Origin of the sequence: Dactylosporangium roseum (genome assembly GCF_025264685.1) — a bacterium.
Taxonomy (GTDB): domain Bacteria; phylum Actinomycetota; class Actinomycetes; order Mycobacteriales; family Micromonosporaceae; genus Dactylosporangium; species Dactylosporangium roseum.
Map to the genome: position 1 here is coordinate 317,272 of NZ_CP073721.1, position 20,052 is coordinate 337,323.

The following is a 20,052-nucleotide window of genomic DNA, read 5'->3' on the forward strand; positions in this document are numbered from 1 at the left end:
ATGCTGAACCTGTCGGCATCGTTCGTCAAGCCGAATAAATCGTTCGCCACACCGAACGGATCCTGCATGGACATCCGCAAGCCACCGCTGGAGCTCATCGCGACCGCGTTGAAGCGCGAGCGGGAGCGGGAGAAGCTGTCGCTGAGTGAGGTGGCGAAGCGCGCCGGCATCGCCAAGTCGACGCTGAGCCAGCTCGAGGCGGGCGCCGGCAATCCGAACATCGAGACGCTGTGGGCCCTGGCGGTCGCGCTCAACGTGCCCTTCAGCCGGCTCGTCGAGGCGCCGCCGACCGCGCCGCACGTGATCCGGGCCGGCACCGGTCCGGTGTTCAAATCCGAGCAGGCCGACTTCGTCGGCACGCTGCTGGCGACCTGCCCGCCCGGGGCCCGGCGGGACATCTACCTGATGACGATCGAGATGGGCGGCGCGCGCAAGGCCGAGGCGCACCTGCCCGGCACGGTCGAGCACGTGGTGATGATCGGCGGCCGGTTGCGGGTCGGCCCGGAGGATTCCCCGGTCGACCTCGACGTGCACGACTACGCGTCATTTCCCGGCGACGTCGCGCACGCTTACGAAGCGCTGCTCCCGGGGACGTCATTCGCCCTGGTGATGGAGCACCGCTGACCGCCAGGAAATCGCGTTGATCTTGCAGTTGTGGTGGGTGATAAACCCGGACATCGTGGGAGTTTCGCGGCACCACAACTGCAAGATCAACGCGGAAAGAGGGGGGTGCGCGGACCGAAATGTCCCCGTTCGTCCAGGGCGAGAACAGCACGCCCGCCCGGTAAGAAGGCGGGCGCTCCGAGCAAGTCCTGGACGCATTTCGGCACGCGCATGCCGACCCCGGAAAAAGGGTCGCCGCCCCGGCTCTTTCGACGCTCTCATCTGACTACCATCGGGGTGTTCAGTGTGCGCTTCGGGAGGGGGCGGCAGCCGCGCAGAGGGTGGTTATGCGCAATTCGACCAGGTTTTCGATCTTGGGGCCGGTGCAGATCCGCACACCGGTCACCGAAATCACGGTCGCGGCGCCCCGCGAGCGAATCCTGCTCGCCCTGTTGCTGCTCCGCGAAGGCCAGCTCGTCCCGGTCCAACAGGTCGTCACGGCGCTGTGGGACACCCACCCACCGCCGACCGCGCGAGCGCAGGTGCATAGCTGCGTCTCGCGGCTGCGGCAACTGCTGCGCCGCGCCGGCCTGCCGGAAGACCTCGTCATCACCGAGCCCACCGGCTACCGGATCAAGGTCGGCCCCGAGGATCTCGACGCGGCGCTCTTCGCCACCCGGGTCGAGCGCGGCCGGGCCGCCGCCGCGGACGGGGACCTCGCCGGAGCGCGGGACGAGCTCCGCGCCGCCCTCGCGTTGTGGCGAGGACGTCCCCTCGCGGACGTTGATTCCGATGTCGTACGAGCCGCCGCGGCACACCTCGACGAGCAGTGGACCGCCGCCATGGCGTTCTGCCTGGACCTCGAACTGCAACTGGACCTGGCCGAGGAGATCCTCGCCGAAGTCGCCGACCTCGTCGAGCGATTTCCGCACCACGAGCAGTTCCGCGGCCAACTCATGACGGCCCTGGCCCGCACCGGTCGCCGCGCCGACGCCCTGGCCGTGTTCCGCCGCGGCCGGGCGCTGCTCGCCGAGGAACTCGGCATCGAGCCCGGCGCCGACCTCGTCGAGCTGCACCGGCGCATCCTCACCGGCGACGTCAGCCTCCTGCTGCCCCAGCCCCAGCGCACCGGCCTGCGCCGCCCGGCCCGCTGCCTGCCCCGCGACATCGCCGACTTCGCCGGCCGCGCCGACACCGTCCAACGGCTCCTCGGCGCGCTCAGCAACGGCCCCCAGGCGGTCCTCGCCATCGACGGCATGGCCGGCACCGGCAAGACCACCCTCGCCGTCCGCGCCGCCCACGCCGTCTCCGACCGGTACCCCGACGGGCAGCTCTACCTCGACCTGCGCGGCCACAGCGACCGGGCGCCGCTCGACCCCGGCGAAGCGCTCGGCGCGCTGCTGCGCCAGCTCGAAGTCCCCGCCGAGCGGGTCCCGGCCGCCCTTGACGACCGCGCCGTGCTGTGGCGCACCGAACTCGCCGACCGGCAGGTCCTCGTCCTGCTCGACAACGCCCTCGACACCGCCCAGGTGCTGCCGCTGCTGGCCGGCACCGCGAACACCGGCGTCATCATCACCAGCCGTCGCCGGCTCGGCGGCCTCGACGGCGCCCAGCCGGTCTCCCTCGACGTGCTGCCCCTCGAGGACGCCGTCGAACTGCTGCGCCGCACCGTCGGCGACCGAGCCCTCGCCGACCCCGAACGCACCGAGGAGGTCGCCGAGCTGTGCGGGCGGCTCCCGCTCGCGGTCCGCCTCGCCGCCGCCCGGCTCCAGCACCGGCCCACCTGGACCGTCGCCGACCTCGCCGCCCGGCTGCGCACCGCGGACCGGAGGCTGCCCGAGCTCGCCGTCGACGGGCGAACCGTCGCCGCCGCGTTCACCCTGTCGTACCAGCAACTGCCCGTACCGTTGCAGGGCCTTTTCCGGGTTCTTGGACTGCACCCGCCCGGCGACTTCGAGCCCGCCGCCGCGGCGGCCCTGGCCGATCTGCCCGTCGCCGAGGCCGAGGCGCTGCTCGAGGACCTCGTCGACGTGCACCTGGTCGAGGCGCCCGCCGCCGGCCGGTACCGGCTGCACGACCTGCTGCGCGACTACGCCGCCCAGCTCGCCACGGCCGAGTCCCGCGCCGCCGTCGAACGGCTGCTGGACCACTACCTCTACAGCGTCGTCAGCGCGACCAGCTACATGGAGCTGTCCGACGCGCGGTCACTGCTGCGCCTGGGCACCCCGCCGCCGACCGCGAAGGAGTTCAGCGTCGTCGCCGAGGCCCGGCAGTGGCTCGACCGCGAGCTGCCCAACGTCCTCGGCGTCGCCCGGCTCTCCGCCGAACACGGCATGCACCGGCACACCTGCCTGACGACCCGGGCCGTGTCACCGTTCCTCTACGGGTTCGGCTACGGCGAAACCCAGCTCGACCTGTACGAGCGGGCGATCGCCGCCGCCGTCGCCCTGCCCGACCCCGAGCTGGAGGCCGAGTCCCGCAACTACCTCGCCGCCGTGTACTTCCGGATGGGCCGCCTCGCCGACGCCCTCGCCACCCTGCAGATCGTCGTGCGGATCGCCGAACGGGAACGGCTGCCCCGGCTCGTCGGCACCGCCCTGACCAACCGGGCGATGCTGCACAGCAAGCTCGGCCAATACCCGGAGGCGATCGCCGCCGCCGAAGCCGCCGCCGAGGTACCCGTCGGATACCCCGGCTACGAGGTGCCGCCGAGCCTCGAGTTCAAGCTGCACAGCACGATGGGGCTGGTCCACACCCAGGCCGGCAACTACGCCCAGGCCCTCACCGCCAACCGCCGAGGCCTCGCCGTCGCCCGGCGCATCGGCGGCATCCGGCCGGTCGGCATCATGCTCGGCGAACTCGGCCTCGTCCACCTGCATCTCGGCCACCTCACCGTCGCCACCGCGCTGCTGCGCCGGGCGCTGCTGCTCAAACAGGACGCGTTCAACCAGTACGGCGCCGCCGAGACCCTGAGCAAGCTCGGCACCGCGCACCGGCTCGCCGGCCGGATCGGCGACGCCATCACCTGCCAGCGCACCGCCCGGGAACAGATGGAGCGCGTCGCCGACGTCTCCGGCCAGTGTCTCACCGCCAACGACCTGGCCCTGTCGCTGCGCGCCGCCGGCTCCCACGCCACCGCCGAACGGCTGCACCAGGAGGCGCTGGCCAAGGCCGCCGGGATCGGCGACCGGTACGAACAGGCCCGCGCCCTGGCCGGCCTGGGCCGCATGGACGAGGCCGTGGCGCTGTTCACCTCCCTCGGCGCCCGCGATCTTGCCGCGTTGACGCGCTGAGCGGCCCGCCGAGGAGCACCATGGGCTCCATGGAATACCGCGTGGAACACGACACGATGGGTGAGGTGCGCGTCCCCGCCGACGCGCTCTGGCGGGCACAGACCCAGCGGGCTGTGGAGAACTTCCCGATCTCCGGCGGGCGCCTCGAAAGCGCGCACGTCCGCGCGCTGGCGCAGATCAAGGCCGCCGCCGCGGCCGTCAACGCCGAGCTGGGCGTCCTCGACTCCGACATGGCCGACGCCATCATCGCCGCCGCCACCGAGATCGCCTCCGGCGTCTACGACGGACACTTCCCGATCGACGTCTTCCAGACCGGCTCCGGCACCTCGTCGAACATGAACATGAACGAGGTCATCGCCACCCTCGCCAGCCGGGTCCTCGGCCGGCCGGTCCACCCCAACGACCACGTCAACGCCTCCCAGTCGTCCAACGACGTGTTCCCCACCTCCATCCACGTCGCCGCCACGTCGGCCCTGGTCAACGACCTGATCCCGGCCCTGTCGACGCTGGAGCTCGCACTGCGCAAGAAGGGCGGCGAGTTCGCCACGGTCGTGAAGTCCGGCCGCACCCACCTCATGGACGCCACCCCGGTCACCCTCGGCCAGGAGTTCCACGGGTACGCCGCACAGGTCCGCTACGGCATCGAACGCGTCAACTCGGTCGTTCCCCGGGTCGCGGAGCTGCCGCTCGGCGGCACCGCGGTCGGCACCGGCATCAACACCCCGCCCGGCTTCGCCGCCGCCGCGATCCTCGCCCTGTCGTCCACGACCGGGCTGCCGCTGACCGAGGCTCGCAACCACTTCGAGGCCCAGGGCGCCCGCGACGCCCTCGTCGAGGCGTCCGGCACGGTCCGCACGATCGCCGCCGGCCTGTACAAAATCGCGAACGACATCCGCTGGATGGGCTCCGGCCCCCGCGCCGGCCTGCGCGAACTGCACATCCCCGACCTCCAGCCCGGCTCGTCGATCATGCCCGGCAAGGTCAACCCCGTCGTCCCGGAGGCGGTCCGTCAGGTGGTGGCCCAGGTGATCGGCAACGACGCGGCCGTCGCGTTCGCCGGGACCCAGGGCGACTTCGAGCTCAACGTCATGCTGCCGGTGATCGCCCGCAATCTCCTCGAATCGATCCGCCTCATGGCGAACGTCTCCCGCCTCCTCGCGGAGCGGTGCGTCGCGGGCTTGACGGCGAACGTCTCCGTGCTGCGCGCCTACGCGGAGGGCTCGCCGTCGATCGTCACCCCGCTGAACAAGTACCTCGGGTACGAGGAGGCGGCGTCGATCGCCAAGCAGGCCCTGAAGGAGAACCGCACGATCCGCGACGTGGTCCTCGAACGCGGCCACGTCACGGCGGGCAAGCTCACCGAGGCGCAGCTCGACGCCGCGCTGGACGTCCTGGCCATGACCAGGCCGCCAGCGGTGTGACCCGTGGCCCGGTCCGTGGGCATGGCACCAGTCGCTGCGGTTGCCGCCGTTGACGACACCGCGGGAAGGTCAGGACCCCGGAGCGGTCGGGCGGTTATCGCCGCCGGTGTGCGCGGCGGCGGCCGAGCACGACGGCCAGCAGTACGGCTGCCGCCACCGATGCGGCGGCAGCCGACACGAACACGACCGGGTGGCGCAGGGCGCCGTAGTCGGTGGGCCCCGTCCCGTCCCGGAAGGCGCCGGCCAGGGCCAGGTCCGCGGCCACGTCCAGCTCGCTGATGCCGTCCGGCGTCTCCAACAGCACCTGCTGCGCGGTGGCGCCGGGGCGCAGCGCGACCAGGCGGGCCCGGGCCGAGCCGTGATCGGTGAACGGGCCCCAGGCGTGGTCCCACACCAACTGAGCCGGTCCCGCACCGGGCCGGGGCACGCCGGTGATCGCGACCGCGGTGCCGTCCGCGCGCCAGCCGAGCAGCCGCACGTACCGGGCGCCGGTGGCCGCGGGCGGCGCCGGGTCTGCCGGCGTGGCGGCGTCCGCCGGCAGGCCGGTGCGGGCGTCGCGGACGACGAGCCGCCAGCGGTCGTCGGCGTCGCGGTGCGCGGTCGCGACGGCCGTCCCGCCGGGCAGCCACGCGCCGGGGCCGGCGAGTGTCTCGGACGAGAGCCGGATCGTGGCGTCCGGCGTGTCGCGGCCCACGGTGTACAGCCGCAGCTCGTCACCGACCTGCAACGCGAGTCGCCGGTGGTCGCCGGACAGGGCCGCGGACCAGCCGGGGACCAGCCACCGGTCACCGAGGTCGAGACTCGCGACGTCGGTGCGCCGGGCCAGGTCGTACACGCCCACGCGGCTCTGCCGCGGCTCGCCGTTGCCGGTCTCGTAGACCACGAGGGCGCCGTCGGGCGAGAAGGCGCGGATCTCGCCCGGGACCGGGATCCGCTCTCCGGAGACGAGTGAACGGACCTGGTGGTTGCGGGCGATGTACCGGCCGTCGGGGGAGAGCAGCGCCTCGAAGCCCGGCGGGGTGTAGACGGCGTCGTCGAACACGCGGTACCGGTTCCCGGCCGCGGCGACCGCACCGAAGCGACCCTCGTTCCAGTCGTCGGTGGTCGCGGCGCCGCCGAAGATCGCCGCGACCGGGCCGATCGCGGCGACCTCGACGGCGGCCGTGTACCAGGGCGGCGGCGTGAGCGTCGTCGGGATGCCCGGTGCGGTGGTGCCCGCGGCTGTACTGGCTGGGCCGGCCGGGCGCACGGCCCAGCCGATCCCGACAACGAGCAGCACGACGACGACGGCCACCGTGGCGGTGGCGGCGGCCCTGGCCCGGCGGGCGCGGTGCCGGGCCCGGGCCAGGTCGAAGAAGTCGGCCGGCAGCGTGGCTCGCGGCGCCTGTTCCGCGAGCGTGCGCAGCCCGTCCTGCAGCCGTGTCACCGCAGTACCCCCATCTCGAACTCGTCCAGCAACTCAGGGGCGACCACGCGCAGCCGCGCGAGCGCGCGGCGGGTCTGGCTCTTCACCGTGCCGACCTGGCAGTTGAGGCGGGCGGCGGTCTCGGCCTTGGTGCAGTCCTCGTAGAACCGCAGCACCAGCACCGCCCGCTGCTTCGGGGTGAGCCGGGCCAGTGCCTGCCGCATCAGCAGGGCCAGCTCCGGCTCACCGCCCGGCGGCCCGGCCCGTTCCGGCACCTCCGCGGCGAGCGTCTCCACCACGCGGGAGCGTCGGCGCCGCCACCAACTGACCGACTGGGTGTAGAGCGCGCGGCGGGCGTAAGCAGCCGGATTGTCGATACGCTGCCACCGCACGGCCAGCCCGGCGAGCACGGTCTGCACCAGATCCTCGGCGTGCTGCCGGTCGCCGGTCAGCAGGTACGCCGTGCGCAGCAGCGCGTCGAGCTGACCGCGCACGAAGTCGTCGAACGTCACCCCGGTCCCTCCCTCGCCTGCTATGACGCACGGGCGGGCGGCCTCGGAGGGCGGGTCAACCGGCGACCGCTCAGTCGTCGCTCCAGCGTCGCTGAACGGGATCCCACCTGCCGATCTTGATTTGACCGCTGAGGACAGGGTTGAGGCACTCGCCCACGAGTTGCAGAGCTTCGTGGAGGTCATGAAACTGCGGCGGAATGAGCGTCTCCTTGGCCGCGAACTCCGGGTACCCCGTCTCCCACTCAGCGCCCGGGACGTGCATGGAATCAGGGAGAGTCAATGGGCTGCGCGCGACCTGCTGACGGACGGCGAGTGCACAACTGATCATCGATCGATGCCCGGAAGGCGCTGGGGTTCTTGAACGACCGTGGCTCAGTTGCGGGCATGTGGGTCCTTGTCAGTCTGGTCATGCAACTGTGCCGCAGCAGCCCTGGCTTCTGCGGCAAAGTGGGAAGCGAGGACGCTCGCACGCCAAGCGGCGATTCTGTGTAGGAGTTCGGGGTCGAGTTGAGCTGTGATGGCTCGCAAGGCTCCCGGGTCCACGCTCGACGTGATTCCCTGCATGACTGCGTGATCAATGCTTCGTAGTGCTCCAGTGAGCGGCGATTCCCATGTGTTCGTAATGCCTGCTTCTTCGACCAGCACTCGCAGCAACCCCTGGCCGTCCCCGGTGCGTGCTCCGTAGCCGCGGGCATGGCGTGCCAAAGTGTTCGGCAACTCGTCTTCCATGACCTGATGTCGATATAGCGCGTCCCGCACGATGCCTGCCAGGTGGCCGCGATCGATCCGTTCTCCAGCGAGGTCGTCGATAGTTCGCTGGGCTGTTGCCACAGGCAACCCGTCAACCAGGCTCCAATCGTTCTCGGCCACTGCTCCTCGGTGCAGCCGTACATCAGAGCGCCGTGTCTGCCGACGCCGCGGAACTGTGAACTCCATGACGTCCGCGCCAAGATCGCCAAGGCCGCGCACCCATGCTGCCGAGCGGTGTGAGACGACGTCCACATCCGACGCTGCGATCCGTTCGCTGGCTGTACGCGTTGGGTCCAAGCTCAGCCATGCGACTCGGAGCTCTTCATGTTCGTTGATGGGGCTGCCCGCCAAGCGGTACACGCCATGGGCCAACCGGACGAGGTCTCCTGCCTTGGCCAGCCGTGCCATGGTCTGGGGGGTGACTCCGACCAGGCGCCCTTGACTCGTGGTGACCAGTCCCCATTGGTCGACCGCGAGTTCAGCAAGTTGAAGCTCTTTGGCCATAACCTGTCTAGCTGGATGCTGCAAAAGTTACATCTGGTCTTCCAGACTAACTTGTGACGATATTTTTGCAGCACACTAACGAGTTTTGCAGGTCCTACCGCTATCTAGGCGATCCGTGTCTGCCAAACTATCATAGGGGGTTAGTTTTGCAGACGTCAGAAAATTTTTGCAGCACATCACACGCTGTGAGTGCTCCGTCCCGCTGGGCCGCCGAATGCCACTCAGCCAGTACGGCCTTGCCACGTGACTTGGGTAAGCCGCCGGAGGCCCGTTGGACGCGGCGTTGGACATTCCGGCGATGATCGTCGACCTAGGGCACCGCCCGCCGGGGTTGAGCAGGAACTGGCGGTACTCCTCCGGCAGGCGCACGCCATGGGACGCCTCGAACGCCAGCAGGTCTGATTCGGACAGTGGCGGGCGGAGCTGGAAGCCATGTTCTTCGGCGCCGAACGCCGGTCGGGACTCGGCTCGAGGCCGGGCCCGCCTGCGCGCGATCTCGTCCAGCGTCTCAGGTGAGCGCCTTCGCGACCGCTGAGGCCGCCGCCTCGACCTGCGGCGGGACCGTCGACGGGTCCAGCTCGGCGAGGGCCACCACGCCGACGCTGGCCTCCAGGCCCTCCACATGAGGTACCGCCGCGGCGACACCGAACGCGCCGGGCTGCAACTCGCCGGAGGTCGACACCGCCGAGTGGTTGCCGGTTCGTCCGGCCAGGATCGCCTTGCCGGCGGCGCCGGACTCCAGCGGGTGGCGGGAGCCCGTGCGGTATGCCACGTGGAACTGGGTCCAGCTCGGCTCCACCACCGCCAGGGCGTAGGCCTCGCCACCGTCGGCGATCGTCAGGTGGGCGGTGGCGCCGACCGTCTCGGCCAGGCGGCGCAAGGCCGGCAGGGCGGCGTCGGCGACCAGTGGCTGGGCGCGCCGTGCCAGGTGGAGCACGCCGGCGCCGAGGCGGAGCCGGCCGGTCGGGTCGCGGCGGATCATGCCGTGGTCGCCGAGGGTGGCCACCAGGCGGTAGACGACCGCGCGGCCGACGCCCAGGTGGGTCGCCGCCTCGGTCATGGTCAGGCCGCCGGGGGCGTCGGCCACCAGGTGCAGCAGGCGCAGGCCGCGGTCCAAGGTTTGCGCGGTCTCGGTCGCCACGGAAACCAGCCTATTCGAACGGTGGAGCGTCCCGCACCGTCTCGCAGGTCCGGGAATGTCGCGGAGCATGCCGACAGCAGCGGGAGCCCGCACCGGCGAGCCGGCGGATCGGCACGTGGACGACGCTGCGTGGATCGGCGGGGTGCGCGCGACGTCCGGTCACAATGCCGACCGGTACGCTTGCATCTGTGACCCTACGCCTGTATGACACCGCCACCCGATCGGTCCGGGACTTCGTCCCGATGACGCCCGGGCGGGTCGGCGTCTACCTGTGTGGGCTCACCGTGCAGGCCGGCCCGCACATCGGGCATCTTCGCTCCGGCGTCAACTATGACGTGCTGCGCCGCTGGCTGCTGAGGTCCGGCTACGAGGTGACGTTCATCCGCAACATCACCGACATCGACGACAAGGTGCTGCAAAAGTCGATCGAGGCGGGCAAGCCGTTCTGGTCGATCGCCTACGCCAACGAGCGGCTGCTGTCGGCGACCTATGACCGGCTCGGGGTGCTGCCGCCGACCTATGAGCCCCGGGCGACCGGACACGTGCCCGAGATGCACGAGCTGATCAAGCTTTTGATCGACAAGGGGTACGCGTATCCGGCGGTCGACGGCAGCGGCGACGTGTACTTCGACGTGGCCGCGTTCCCTTCATATGGGGCGCTGTCCGGTCAGAAGCCGGAGGCCATGGAGCCGGCGACCGACGGGCCGGCGCGCGCCAAGCGCGACCCGCGCGACTTCGCCCTGTGGAAGGGCGCCAAGCCGGACGAGCCCGCCGAGGCCTACTGGCCCTCGCCGTGGGGTCCGGGCCGGCCGGGCTGGCACATCGAGTGCTCGGCCATGTGCTGGCGGTATCTCGGCGAGGAGTTCGACATCCACGGCGGTGGCCTCGACCTGACGTTCCCGCACCACGAGAACGAGATCGCGCAGTCGCACGCGGCCGGGCACCCCTTCGCGCGGTTCTGGGTCCACCACGCGCTGCTCAACCTGGGCGGCTCGAAGATGGCCAAGTCGGTGGGCAACGTGGTGACGCTGGAGTCGCTGGTCGAGTCGGGGGTGCGCCCGGTCGAGGTGCGGTACTACCTGCTGGCCCCGCACTACCGGTCGGTCATCGACTACTCGCCGGAGGCCCTGGCGGAGTCGGCGTCGGCGTTGCGGCGGCTGGAGAACTTCGTGACCCGCGCGGCCGAGCTGGTCGGCCCCGGTGCGCCGGGCGAGCTGCCGGCCGCGTTCGCCGACGCGATGGACGACGACCTCAACACCTCGCGCGCCCTGGCGGTGCTGCACGACGTCGTCCGCGACGCGAACGCGGCCCTCGCGGCGGCCGACGTCGCCGGCGTCGCCGGCGCCCTCGCGTCGGTCCGGGCGATGCTCGACGTGCTGGGGCTCGACCCATTGAGTCCACAGTGGAGCGCCGGCGCCGGGGCCGGTGACCTGTCGCGGGTCGTCGACTCGCTGGTGGCGCTCGCGCTGGAGCAGCGGGCCGCGGCCCGCACCCGCAAGGACTGGGCGGCCGCCGACGCGGTGCGTGACCAGCTCAAGCAGGCCGGTGTCGCGGTGGAGGACACCCCGACCGGGCCCCGATGGACGTTGGAGCACTGAAGCAGATGCCAGGCAATTCCGAGCGTCGCGGCAAGCGCGTCGTGTCGAAGAAGGGCGCCACGAAGGGCTCCGGCGGCAAGAACCGCCAGTCCCTGGCCGGGCGCGGCCGCACCTTGCCGGCCGACGAGCGGCCGTGGCACAAGGGGTATTCCGGCGACGAGGCGCTGCCTGAGCGCACCGCGTGGAAGCAGGACAAGGAGCGCCGGGCCGCGGCTGCCCAGGGGCGGGCCCCGAAGGTCGGGCAGCCCGGCACGAAGCGCACCGCCGGCAAAGGACCGTTCGGAGCCAAGAAGGCGGCCCCGGGCAAGTCCGGGCCTCGCGTCTCGCCCGGGCGGAAGGCGGCGGCGCCGAAGGACGCGCCGGAGCTGCTCGTCGGGCGGAACCCGGTCGTCGAGGCGTTGCGGACGCACGTGCCGGCCACGGCCTTGTACGTGGCGCTGGGCATCGACATGGACGACCGGGTCAAGGAGGCGGTGCGTATCGCCGCCGAGCGTGGCATCGCGATCCTCGAGGTCACCCGGACCGAGCTGGACCGGATGACCGGCGGGGTCCTGCACCAGGGCCTCGGCCTCCAGGTGCCGCCGTTCGCGTACGAGCCGTTCGACGACCTGCTCGCCGCCGCGCTGGAAGCGCCGGTGCCGCTGCTGGTCGCGCTCGACGGGGTCACCGACCCGCGCAACCTCGGCGCGATCATCCGGTCGGCGGCCGCGTTCGGCGCGCACGGGGTGTTCCTGCCGGAGCGCCGTGCGGCGGGCATCACCGCCACGGCGTGGCGGACCAGCGCGGGCGCGGCGGCGCGGATGAAGGTGGCCCAGGTGACGAACCTGACCCGGTCGCTGAAGGCATGCCAGGAGGAGGGCTTCACCGTGGTCGGTCTCGACGCCGACGGTGAGGCCTCGCTGTACGCCCTGGAAGCCGCGGTGGGGCCGCTGGTCGTGGTCGTCGGCTCGGAAGGGCGGGGCATGTCCCGGCTGGTCGGGCAGACCTGCGACATGCTGGTCAGCATCCCGATGGTGTCCGAGGTCGAGTCGCTCAACGCGTCGGTCGCGGCGGCGGTGACGTTGGCCGAGGTGTCGCGGCGCCGGTCGCTGTAGTGTTCGGCACCCGTCGATACGGTGGGTGTGGTGGTCGGCATCATCGGGCGTGCGAACGGCTTCGAGCAGTCGGACTCCAGACACACGAGCCGCTGACGGTGCGCGTCGGCGAGGTCGGCACCTGCCTGCCCGATGCGCCCGGTATGCCACGATCCAGGCCGGTGGATACGGCCCACGATCGGCGAGTCCCGGCACACCAACGTCGAGCACGGGTTCACGCGCCGTGACGTGATACCGCACCTCGGGCTGGGCTCCACGGGCAGGTGCGGCGGCTTTCTAGGATGGGGCCGTGACTGAGCCTCAGCAGGGCTTCGCGATCGGCGTCGACCTGGGTACGTCCAATACCGTGGCCGTGCTCAGGTGGCCCGACGGACGGACCCGGCCCCTCCTCGTCGACGGTGCCCCGATCATGCCGTCGGGTGTCTACGTCGACGAGCACGGGCGGCTGCACGTCGGCCGGGACGCCGCGCGCATGGCCGGGCTCGACCCGTCCCGCTTCGAGCCCAACCCGAAGCGGCGCATCGACGAGCCGACCGTCCTGCTCGGGGACCGTGAGGTCGCCACCGTCGACCTGCTCGCGGCGATCCTCGCCGCCGTCGCCCGGGCCGCGGTCGAGGCCGTCGGGTTCCTGCCGACCGCTGTGCTGACGTATCCGGCCGCCTGGGGCAGCCGCCGCCGGGACGCCCTCGCCACCGCCGCCCGGCGGGCCGGCTGGCCGCCGGCCATGCTCGTCCCCGAGCCCGTGGCCGCCGCGCGGTACTTCGCCGACGTCCTGCGCCGGCCCGTGCCCGTCGGCTCCGCCCTCGCCGTGTTCGACTTCGGCGGCGGCACCCTCGACATCGCCGTCGTCCGCAACGACAACGGCCGGTTCTCCGTCGTCGGCGCCGGCGGCATCGAAGACCTCGGCGGCCTCGACGTCGACGCCGCCCTCGTCGAGCACCTCGGCCAGGTCATCGGCGAAACCGCCCCCGACACGTGGGCAGCGCTGCAGAACCCGGCCACCACCTCGCAGCGGCGCGACCGGCGGCTGTTCTGGGACGACGTGCGCGGTGCGAAGGAGATGCTGTCGCGGACCACCGTCGCGCCGATCACGGTGCCGGGCCGCGACCAGGCGATCCACCTGACCCGCGAAGAGCTCGACAAGGTCATCGAGCCACTGGTCCGGCGGGCCGTGTGGGAGACCGGCGCGGTCATCCAGCAGGCCGGGCTGCGCGCCGACCAGTTGGCCGGACTGTTCCTGGTCGGCGGATCGTCGCGGCTGCCGCTCGCGGCGCGGCTGCTGCACGCCGACCTCGGGATCGCGCCGACCGTGCTCGAGCAGCCGGAACTGCCGGTCGCCGAGGGAGCCCTCGCAGAGTTGGCGCCGGTGGGCGGCGCCGGGTTCGGGGCGGCGCCCGGGCAGTACCAGACCGAAAGCATCAGCCCGAGCAGCGCGATGCCGGTGTCGGGCCATCCTGGAGCGGGGCATCCCGCCGCGCCGGCGCCGGTCTCGCCCGGCTTCGGCGGTGTCACGGCCGCGCATTCCACACCGCCGGCCGGGTTCGGTGGTCCGGCTGTGCCGCCCAGGCCGCCGGCTGGGCCTTCCTCGCCGCCGGCCGGGTTCGGTGGCGCTCCGGTGGCGCCGCCGACCGCGGCCTATCCCATGTCCGCGGCGCAGGTGATACCGCCGGGCCAGACGGTTCCCGCGCCGCCGACCGTTCCTGCGCCGCCTGCTCATGCCCGGAAGTCGCGGACCGGGCTGCTCGTCGGCGTCACGGCGGCCGTGGTCGTGCTGGCGCTTGTCGCCGCCGGCGGGTACTACTTCTTCTTCCGCGACCGCGACACCGTCGTCGACTTCAAGACCCTCGCCAACGCCGGCTCGCTCGGCCTCGGCGACCCGAACAAGATCGATGACGTCATGACCGCTACGCTCGGCGATCGCACGTACGTCGGGTGGACGGCCGACGGCACGTTCAGCGTCGCCGCCTACGACCTTCCCGGCAAGAAAAAGGCGTGGGGACCGAAGACCGTCACCGGCGAGAACACCACGTGGCGGCTGCTCGCGAATCCTGGCGGCGTCATCGTGACCGGCACCGGGGACACGGCCGGTGGGACCGCCGTGCTGTTCAACACCGACGGTGAACAGCGGCGCAAGGAACTGTTCAACTCGCAGGACTGGCTGAGCGTCCTCGGCAAGGTCTGGCTGCTGCACTCGGCCGCGAGCAAGACCACCAAGGCGTTCGCCTGGAACGGCGACCCGAAATGGGAGCGCAAGGACCACGCGAAGGGCTCCACCGTCATCGTGTCGACCAGCCCCGGCGACGTACGTGGCGCGAGCAACTTCGGCGGCTCGACAACCGACCGTGACGCCAAGGAACGCAAGGACCTCATCAGCGTCGACGGCGACGGCAAGGTCCGGCTGCTCGACGCCGGTAACGGCAACAAGGTCCTGCGCACATGGAACGACGTCGGCGACTCGTCCTCCCGGTACTTCGCCGACGCCGGCCGACTGTTCGTCGCCGGTGGAAGCACCAGATTCAAGATTCAGGTGTACGACCTGGCGAAGGAGTCCGAGCCGATCCAGGTCTACAGCGCGGCCGACGAGAAACGGGAAATCATCCACATGACCCCATGTGGGCAGGACCGGCTCTGCGTCCTGGACGGCGCCGAATCCGACGGCTCGGACACGGTCGTGCGCGCCATCTCCCTCGCCGAGCGCAAGGAACTCTGGCGCGCCGACGCGAAGGGAACCAAGCTGCTGGTCCAGGTCGGCAAGCAGCTACTGGCGACCGCAAACTCCGGCACGCTGGCGAGCGCGCTGTTCGACGACAACGGCAAACAACTGCTGCGCGACGAGGACAAGAAGTCGCTCGGCGTGCGGGTGACGAACGGCAGCCTGCTGTTCTTCGACAAGGCCCCGAGCACGACCGGCGAGAACCTGGCCCTGGTCGGCGTGACCGCCGCGACCGGCGAGCGGGTCGCCCTGGGCACGCTGCCGGACGTGATCGGTTCGAGCTGCTCGTGGAACGCCACCCACATCGGCTGCGTCTCGCAGGGCAAGCTCCAGGTCTGGCAGTTCGTGTCGTGAAGCGTTGGACGTCCAACGGGCGACGCCAAGCCCCTGTGCGCGGCGTTGGGTTTGGGTGACAGTCAGGAAGGCGGCGACATGTCCAGTGCGCAGTTGTACGACACCATCGGCGCCACCTACACCGTGACGCGGCGCACCGAGCCGCGGATCGCCGCAAAGGTCTGGGCCGCGCTCGGCGATGCGCGGACGGTAGTGAACGTCGGGGCCGGCACCGGCTCCTACGAGCCCGCCGACCGTGACGTCACCGCGGTGGAACCGTCGGCGCTCATGCGCGCGCAGCGTTCCGCAGGCGCAGCGCCGTGCGTGGCTGCCGCCGCGGAGAGCCTTCCGTTCGAGGACCAGTCGTTCGACGCGGCGATGGCGTTCGCCACCATCCATCACTGGCAGGACCCGATCGCGGGCCTGCACGAGATGCGGCGCGTCGCTCGCCGCGTGGTGGTGTTCACGCACGACACCAGTGACGCCGGATGGCTTTGTCGGTTCTGGCTTACTCGGGACTACCTTCCCGAAGTCGCGGACCTCGTTGTCGGCCGGCCTTCGCTGACCGAGTTGGCCGGCGCGATCGGAGCCCGCGTGGAGCCGGTGCTCATCCCGTGGGACTGCGTGGACGGCTTCTTCGAGGCCTACTGGCGCCGGCCTGAGGCATACCTGGACGAGAACGTCCGGCGCGGGGTGTCGGTCTGGGCCAGAGTCGGGCCGGACGCCGAGCAGAGGGCAGTGCGCGGCCTCCGTGACGACCTCGCATCAGGCCGGTGGGCAGAACGTAACAGCGATCTCGTCGAGCTTGATGCGGCAGAGCTTGGTCTGCGCCTGCTGATCGCCTGACCCGGGCGCGCTGTCGGCGCTGCTCGCGGCCACGCCGCCGCCGGCCGGCACCCCGGATCTGCTGGCGCTCGCCGCGCCGACGGCCGCTGCCGGCGCCGTTCCTGGGCCGGCGGAGGTTGCCGCCCGGCCGGGCAGCAGCCGACCGGTGACCGAGGCGCGCAGGCTGGCCCGGGTGCTTGAACAGTAAAGGGGCGACGCACTCAGCGCCGCCCCTTTACTAGCTGTTCGCGGTCAGATACGGCGGCCCGTGGCGGCGTTGAACGCGTGGTGCGTGTCGGCGTGCGGGCGGACGTGCACGATCTCGGTCAGGCGCGGCGTGCGGCGCGGGTCGGCACGGACGACGAAGCGCTCGTCCTGGCCGTCCAGCGCGACCGTGCCGTGGACGTAGGCGTCGGAGCCGAGCTCCTCGACCAGGTCGACCGTGATCGGGATGCCGCCGTCGTTCGGGCCGACCAGGTCGGTGTCCTCGGGCCGGAACCCGACGGTGACCTTGCCGCTGGCGCCGTCGGACTGCGCGGCGGCGATCTGCTCGCGGGTCAACGGCAGCACGACCTCGCCGAAGCGGCCACCCTGCTCGGTCAGTGGCACCGTCTTGATGTTCATGGCCGGGGAGCCCATGAAGCCGGCGACGAAGACGTTCGCGGGCCGGTCATACAGTTCACGCGGGCTGGCGACCTGCTGCAGCACACCGTCGAGGAGCACCGCCACGCGGTGACCCATCGTCATCGCCTCGACCTGGTCGTGGGTGACGTAGACGGTGGTGATGCCCAGCTTGGCCTGCAGCGTCGCGATCTGCGAACGGGTCTGGACACGGAGCTTCGCGTCGAGGTTCGACAGCGGCTCGTCCATGAGGAAGACTTGCGGCTCCCGCACGATGGCGCGGCCCATGGCGACACGCTGACGCTGACCACCGGACAGCGCCTTCGGCTTGCGGCCGAGGTAGTCCTCGAGCTGCAGCATGGCGGCGGCTTCCTTCACGCGACGGTCGATCTCGTGCTTCGGCGTCTTGCGCAGCTTCAGGGCGAACGCCATGTTCTCGTACACCGTCATGTGCGGGTACAGCGCGTAGTTCTGGAACACCATCGCGATGTCACGAGCCTTCGGAGGCAGGTGCGTGACGTTGCGGTCGTTGATCAGGATGTCGCCCTTGTCGACGTCCTCAAGACCCGCGAGCATGCGGAGCGAGGTCGACTTGCCGCAACCCGAGGGGCCGACGAGGACGAGGAACTCGCCGTCACCGATCTGGAGGTCGAGCTGGTCGACCGCGGGACGCGGCGTGCCCGGGTAGATGCGGGACGCCTTCGCGTACGTGACCGTAGCCATGGCAGAGTGCCACCTTCCACCGGCAGGAACGTGCCGGACGATCCGAGTAGAAAGTTGCCCCGGCAGCGTCGTCGCTGGTCGGAGTTGTGGCAACAGTACGGGCTGAGCAGCCGGCTGCCAAGGTGAGGATGGTTTTTTGGGGGATTTTGGGCGGCTCTGGCCGGCTGTCCTGGTGGGTATGTCGGAGGCGGAAGGCGGTAGGAGGCAAGTACGATCAGTGCGGCAGGTCGGCATCGTCGGCTTGCTGGCCAGCCGACGTGGCGCAATTGGTAGCGCACCCGACTTGTAATCGGAAGGTTGCGGGTTCAAGTCCCGCCGTCGGCTCTCCCAATCAAGCCCCTGACCTGGCGTTATGCGTAGGCTGTCGATTGAAGTGGTTCCGTGCGACCGTGCGGCTGTGCTCATTCTGTGCCCGGATGGCCATACCCGGCCGCTACCGCGTGGCCAAGATGCGCGTGGTTTGTACGGCCGGGAGGTTCCCACGTTCCACAGTTGAGCGGCAGTTCTAGGCACGGGCGGCGGTGAAGCTGCAGGTCACCGGCTTGGCTGAGTGCCGGAATGGCTGAATCGCCTAGTGACACGCCATCAGCGACCTCATGCCGTCTAGCTGGCGCTTTGGCCGATCTCATAGCCACGTGTAAGGTCCTCGGCCGTGTATGTGCGGACCTCGACACGGAAGACCAGCGACGGTCGCAGCGTGCGCTACCTGCAGTTGGCGCACAACGAGTGGGATCCCGCGGTGCAGCGGTCGCGCACGAAGGTGCTGTACTCCTTCGGCCGGGAAGACGACCTCGACCGCGCCGGCATCCAGCGCCTGGTCGCAGCGCTGTCGCGGCTGCTGGACCCGGCGGCGGCCGCGTCGGCGACCGCGCCGGGCGGGCTGGAGTTCACCGAGGCCCGTCCCCTCGGCGGCGTGCATGTGCTCGACGCGCTGTGGCGACGGCTGGGCATCGACGCGGCGCTGCGCGCTCGACTGAGCGGCCGCCGACTGGGCGAGCGGGCCGAACGGATCCTGTTCGCGCTGGTCGCCAACCGCGCCCTGGCCCCGTCCAGCAAGCTGGCCGCCACCTCGTGGATCGCCCACGACGTGCACATCGACGGGCTCGACACGGTCGTCGACGAGGCCTGCTACCGGGCGATGGACTGGCTGCTTGAGGTCGAGCCAGCCCTGGCCGAGGAGGTCTTCCACGCCACCGCGCACCTGCTCAACCTCGAGGTGGACCTGCTGTTCTTCGATACCACCTCCACCTACTTCGAGACCGACGAGGCCGACGACCCGGTTGGCCGCGACGAGCACGGCCACCGCGTCGGTGACGACGCCGAGCCGGTCAGCGAGGCCGGGTTCCGCAGCTTCGGCAAGTCCAAGGACCACCGCGACGACCTGCCCCAGGTGATCGTGGGCATGGCCGTGACCCGCGACGGGATCCCGGTGCGCTGCTGGTGCTGGCCGGGCAACACCGCAGACTCCGCCCTGATCCGCCAGGTCAAGGCGGACATGCGCGCGTGGAGCCTGGCCCGGGTGGTGTGGGTCGCCGACCGCGGGTTCGCCTCCGCGGCCAACCGCCGCTTCCTGCAGCAGGGCGGTGGGCACTACATCCTTGGCGAGAAACTGCGTGGCGGCACCCCGGCCGCCGACGCCGCCCTGTCCCGGCAGGGCCGCTACCAGACCGTCCGGGACAACCTGCAGGTCAAGGAGGTGCGCCTCGCCCCCGACCTGGCCGATGACCGGTTCGTCGTCTGCTACAACCCGGCCGAGGCCGAACGCGACGCCGCTACCCGGGCCCGGCATGTCGCCGCGTTGACCGAGCTGATCGACGGCACCGACACCCTGCCCCGCAGCCGACGCGACGAGCTCGCTGGGGTGATCTCCACCAAGCCGCATCTGAAGCGCTACCTGCGCCGCACCCCCGGCGGACTGCTGCGCGTCGACGCCGCTGCCATCAAGACCGAGGCGAACCTCGACGGCAAGTACCTGCTGCGCACCTCCGACCCCACACTGTCCACTGAGGACATCGCGCTGGGCTACAAGCAGTTGCTCGAGGTCGAACGTGGCTGGCGCACTATGAAGCAGGTCATCGACCTGCGGCCGGTCTACCACCGCAAAGAAGACCGTATCCGCGCCCACGTGATCCTGTGCTGGCTGGCCCTGCTGCACATCCGCATCATCGAGACCACCACCGGCCGGACCTGGCCCACCGTCCGCGACGAGCTGCAACGCCTCCAGGCGATCACCTACACCGGACCCGCCGGCACCTTCCGACAGACCACCACGCTGACCAAGACCCAACGTGACCTCCTCACCGCGCTCGACATCGAGGCGCCCAAGAAAATCCTGGACCTAGCCACACGCGGCTGACCAGCACGAACACCACCGCCTAGTGACACGCCCCGTCACTGGGCCAAGCAGTGTTTCCCCAGTTCAACGCCTGTTTTCGCGGACTAGGACTGCTACTCATCTGTGGAACCCGGGCGAAACTAAAGGAGGAGCGCCGAACGAGTTAGGTTCTCTCCGTGCG

13 protein-coding genes, 1 tRNA gene and 1 pseudogene are annotated in these 20,052 nt (G+C 70.9%); 9 read left to right on the plus strand and 6 right to left on the minus strand.

What is annotated here, in order from left to right:
* Positions 1 to 66 precede the first annotated feature (66 nt).
* The 3 genes from Drose_RS01475 (at position 67) to Drose_RS01485 (ending at position 5,317) form a co-directional block, all read left to right on the plus strand.
* Positions 67 to 624, plus strand: a complete 558-nt coding sequence (locus tag Drose_RS01475; RefSeq protein ID WP_260726369.1) for an XRE family transcriptional regulator — start codon at positions 67 to 69, stop codon at positions 622 to 624.
* Between the two features lie 362 nt (positions 625 to 986).
* Positions 987 to 3,896 (plus strand): AfsR/SARP family transcriptional regulator, encoded by a 2,910-nt coding sequence (locus Drose_RS01480; RefSeq protein ID WP_260726370.1) that lies wholly within the window; start codon positions 987 to 989, stop codon positions 3,894 to 3,896.
* Positions 3,897 to 3,925: 29 nt separating this feature from the next.
* Positions 3,926 to 5,317: a class II fumarate hydratase gene (locus Drose_RS01485; protein ID WP_313899989.1), complete on the plus strand. Its 1,392-nt coding sequence runs from the start codon at positions 3,926 to 3,928 to the stop codon at positions 5,315 to 5,317.
* A 94-nt stretch (positions 5,318 to 5,411) separates the two neighbouring features.
* Here the strand turns inward: Drose_RS01485 and Drose_RS01490 are convergent, their stop codons facing one another.
* From Drose_RS01490 to Drose_RS01505, 5 genes are all read right to left on the minus strand, one after another.
* Positions 5,412 to 6,743, minus strand: coding sequence for a WD40 repeat domain-containing protein (locus tag Drose_RS01490; RefSeq protein ID WP_260726372.1), 1,332 nt, complete (start codon positions 6,741 to 6,743; stop codon positions 5,412 to 5,414).
* Entirely contained in the window at positions 6,740 to 7,234 is a 495-nt protein-coding gene (locus tag Drose_RS01495; RefSeq protein ID WP_260726373.1) for a SigE family RNA polymerase sigma factor, read from the minus strand. The genes Drose_RS01490 and Drose_RS01495 overlap by 4 nt, the downstream gene beginning before the upstream one ends.
* Positions 7,235 to 7,606: 372 nt before the next feature.
* Positions 7,607 to 8,488, minus strand: a complete 882-nt coding sequence (locus Drose_RS01500; RefSeq protein ID WP_260726374.1) for a type IV toxin-antitoxin system AbiEi family antitoxin domain-containing protein — start codon at positions 8,486 to 8,488, stop codon at positions 7,607 to 7,609.
* Positions 8,489 to 8,563: 75 nt separating this feature from the next.
* The gene (locus tag Drose_RS38950) at positions 8,564 to 9,112 is read right to left on the minus strand and encodes an SMI1/KNR4 family protein (protein ID WP_343871434.1); all 549 of its coding nucleotides are present in this window, start codon (positions 9,110 to 9,112) and stop codon (positions 8,564 to 8,566) included.
* Positions 8,997 to 9,698 carry an IclR family transcriptional regulator gene (locus Drose_RS01505; protein WP_390891303.1) on the minus strand — a complete coding sequence of 234 codons (702 nt, stop codon included), beginning with the start codon at positions 9,696 to 9,698 and terminating at the stop codon, positions 8,997 to 8,999. Before Drose_RS01505 ends, Drose_RS38950 begins: the two co-directional genes overlap by 116 nt.
* Before the next feature lie 119 nt (positions 9,699 to 9,817).
* On the opposite strand from Drose_RS01505, the gene cysS reads away from it, so the two are divergent.
* The 4 genes and pseudogenes from cysS to Drose_RS01525 form a co-directional block, all read left to right on the plus strand.
* Positions 9,818 to 11,227 (plus strand): cysteine--tRNA ligase, encoded by a 1,410-nt coding sequence (cysS, locus tag Drose_RS01510; protein ID WP_260726376.1) that lies wholly within the window; start codon positions 9,818 to 9,820, stop codon positions 11,225 to 11,227.
* A gap of 5 nt (positions 11,228 to 11,232) precedes the next feature.
* Positions 11,233 to 12,321 (plus strand): 23S rRNA (guanosine(2251)-2'-O)-methyltransferase RlmB, encoded by a 1,089-nt coding sequence (gene rlmB, locus Drose_RS01515; protein ID WP_260726377.1) that lies wholly within the window; start codon positions 11,233 to 11,235, stop codon positions 12,319 to 12,321.
* 289 nt (positions 12,322 to 12,610) lie between these two features.
* The gene (locus Drose_RS01520) at positions 12,611 to 15,388 is read left to right on the plus strand and encodes an Hsp70 family protein (RefSeq protein ID WP_260726378.1); all 2,778 of its coding nucleotides are present in this window, start codon (positions 12,611 to 12,613) and stop codon (positions 15,386 to 15,388) included.
* Positions 15,389 to 15,475: 87 nt separating this feature from the next.
* Positions 15,476 to 16,213 (plus strand): annotated as a pseudogene (locus tag Drose_RS01525) (class I SAM-dependent methyltransferase); the annotation flags it as partial.
* Between the two features lie 231 nt (positions 16,214 to 16,444).
* On the opposite strand, the gene Drose_RS01530 reads toward Drose_RS01525, so the two are convergent.
* On the minus strand, positions 16,445 to 17,536 hold the full coding sequence (locus tag Drose_RS01530) for an ABC transporter ATP-binding protein (RefSeq protein ID WP_260726379.1): 1,092 nt from the start codon (positions 17,534 to 17,536) through the stop codon (positions 16,445 to 16,447).
* Between the two features lie 251 nt (positions 17,537 to 17,787).
* On the opposite strand from Drose_RS01530, the gene Drose_RS01535 reads away from it, so the two are divergent.
* Both Drose_RS01535 and Drose_RS01540 read left to right on the plus strand, forming a co-directional pair.
* A tRNA-Thr gene (locus tag Drose_RS01535) sits at positions 17,788 to 17,860 on the plus strand.
* Positions 17,861 to 18,188: 328 nt separating this feature from the next.
* Positions 18,189 to 19,892: an IS1634 family transposase gene (locus tag Drose_RS01540; protein WP_260726380.1), complete on the plus strand. Its 1,704-nt coding sequence runs from the start codon at positions 18,189 to 18,191 to the stop codon at positions 19,890 to 19,892.
* Positions 19,893 to 20,052 lie beyond the last annotated feature (160 nt).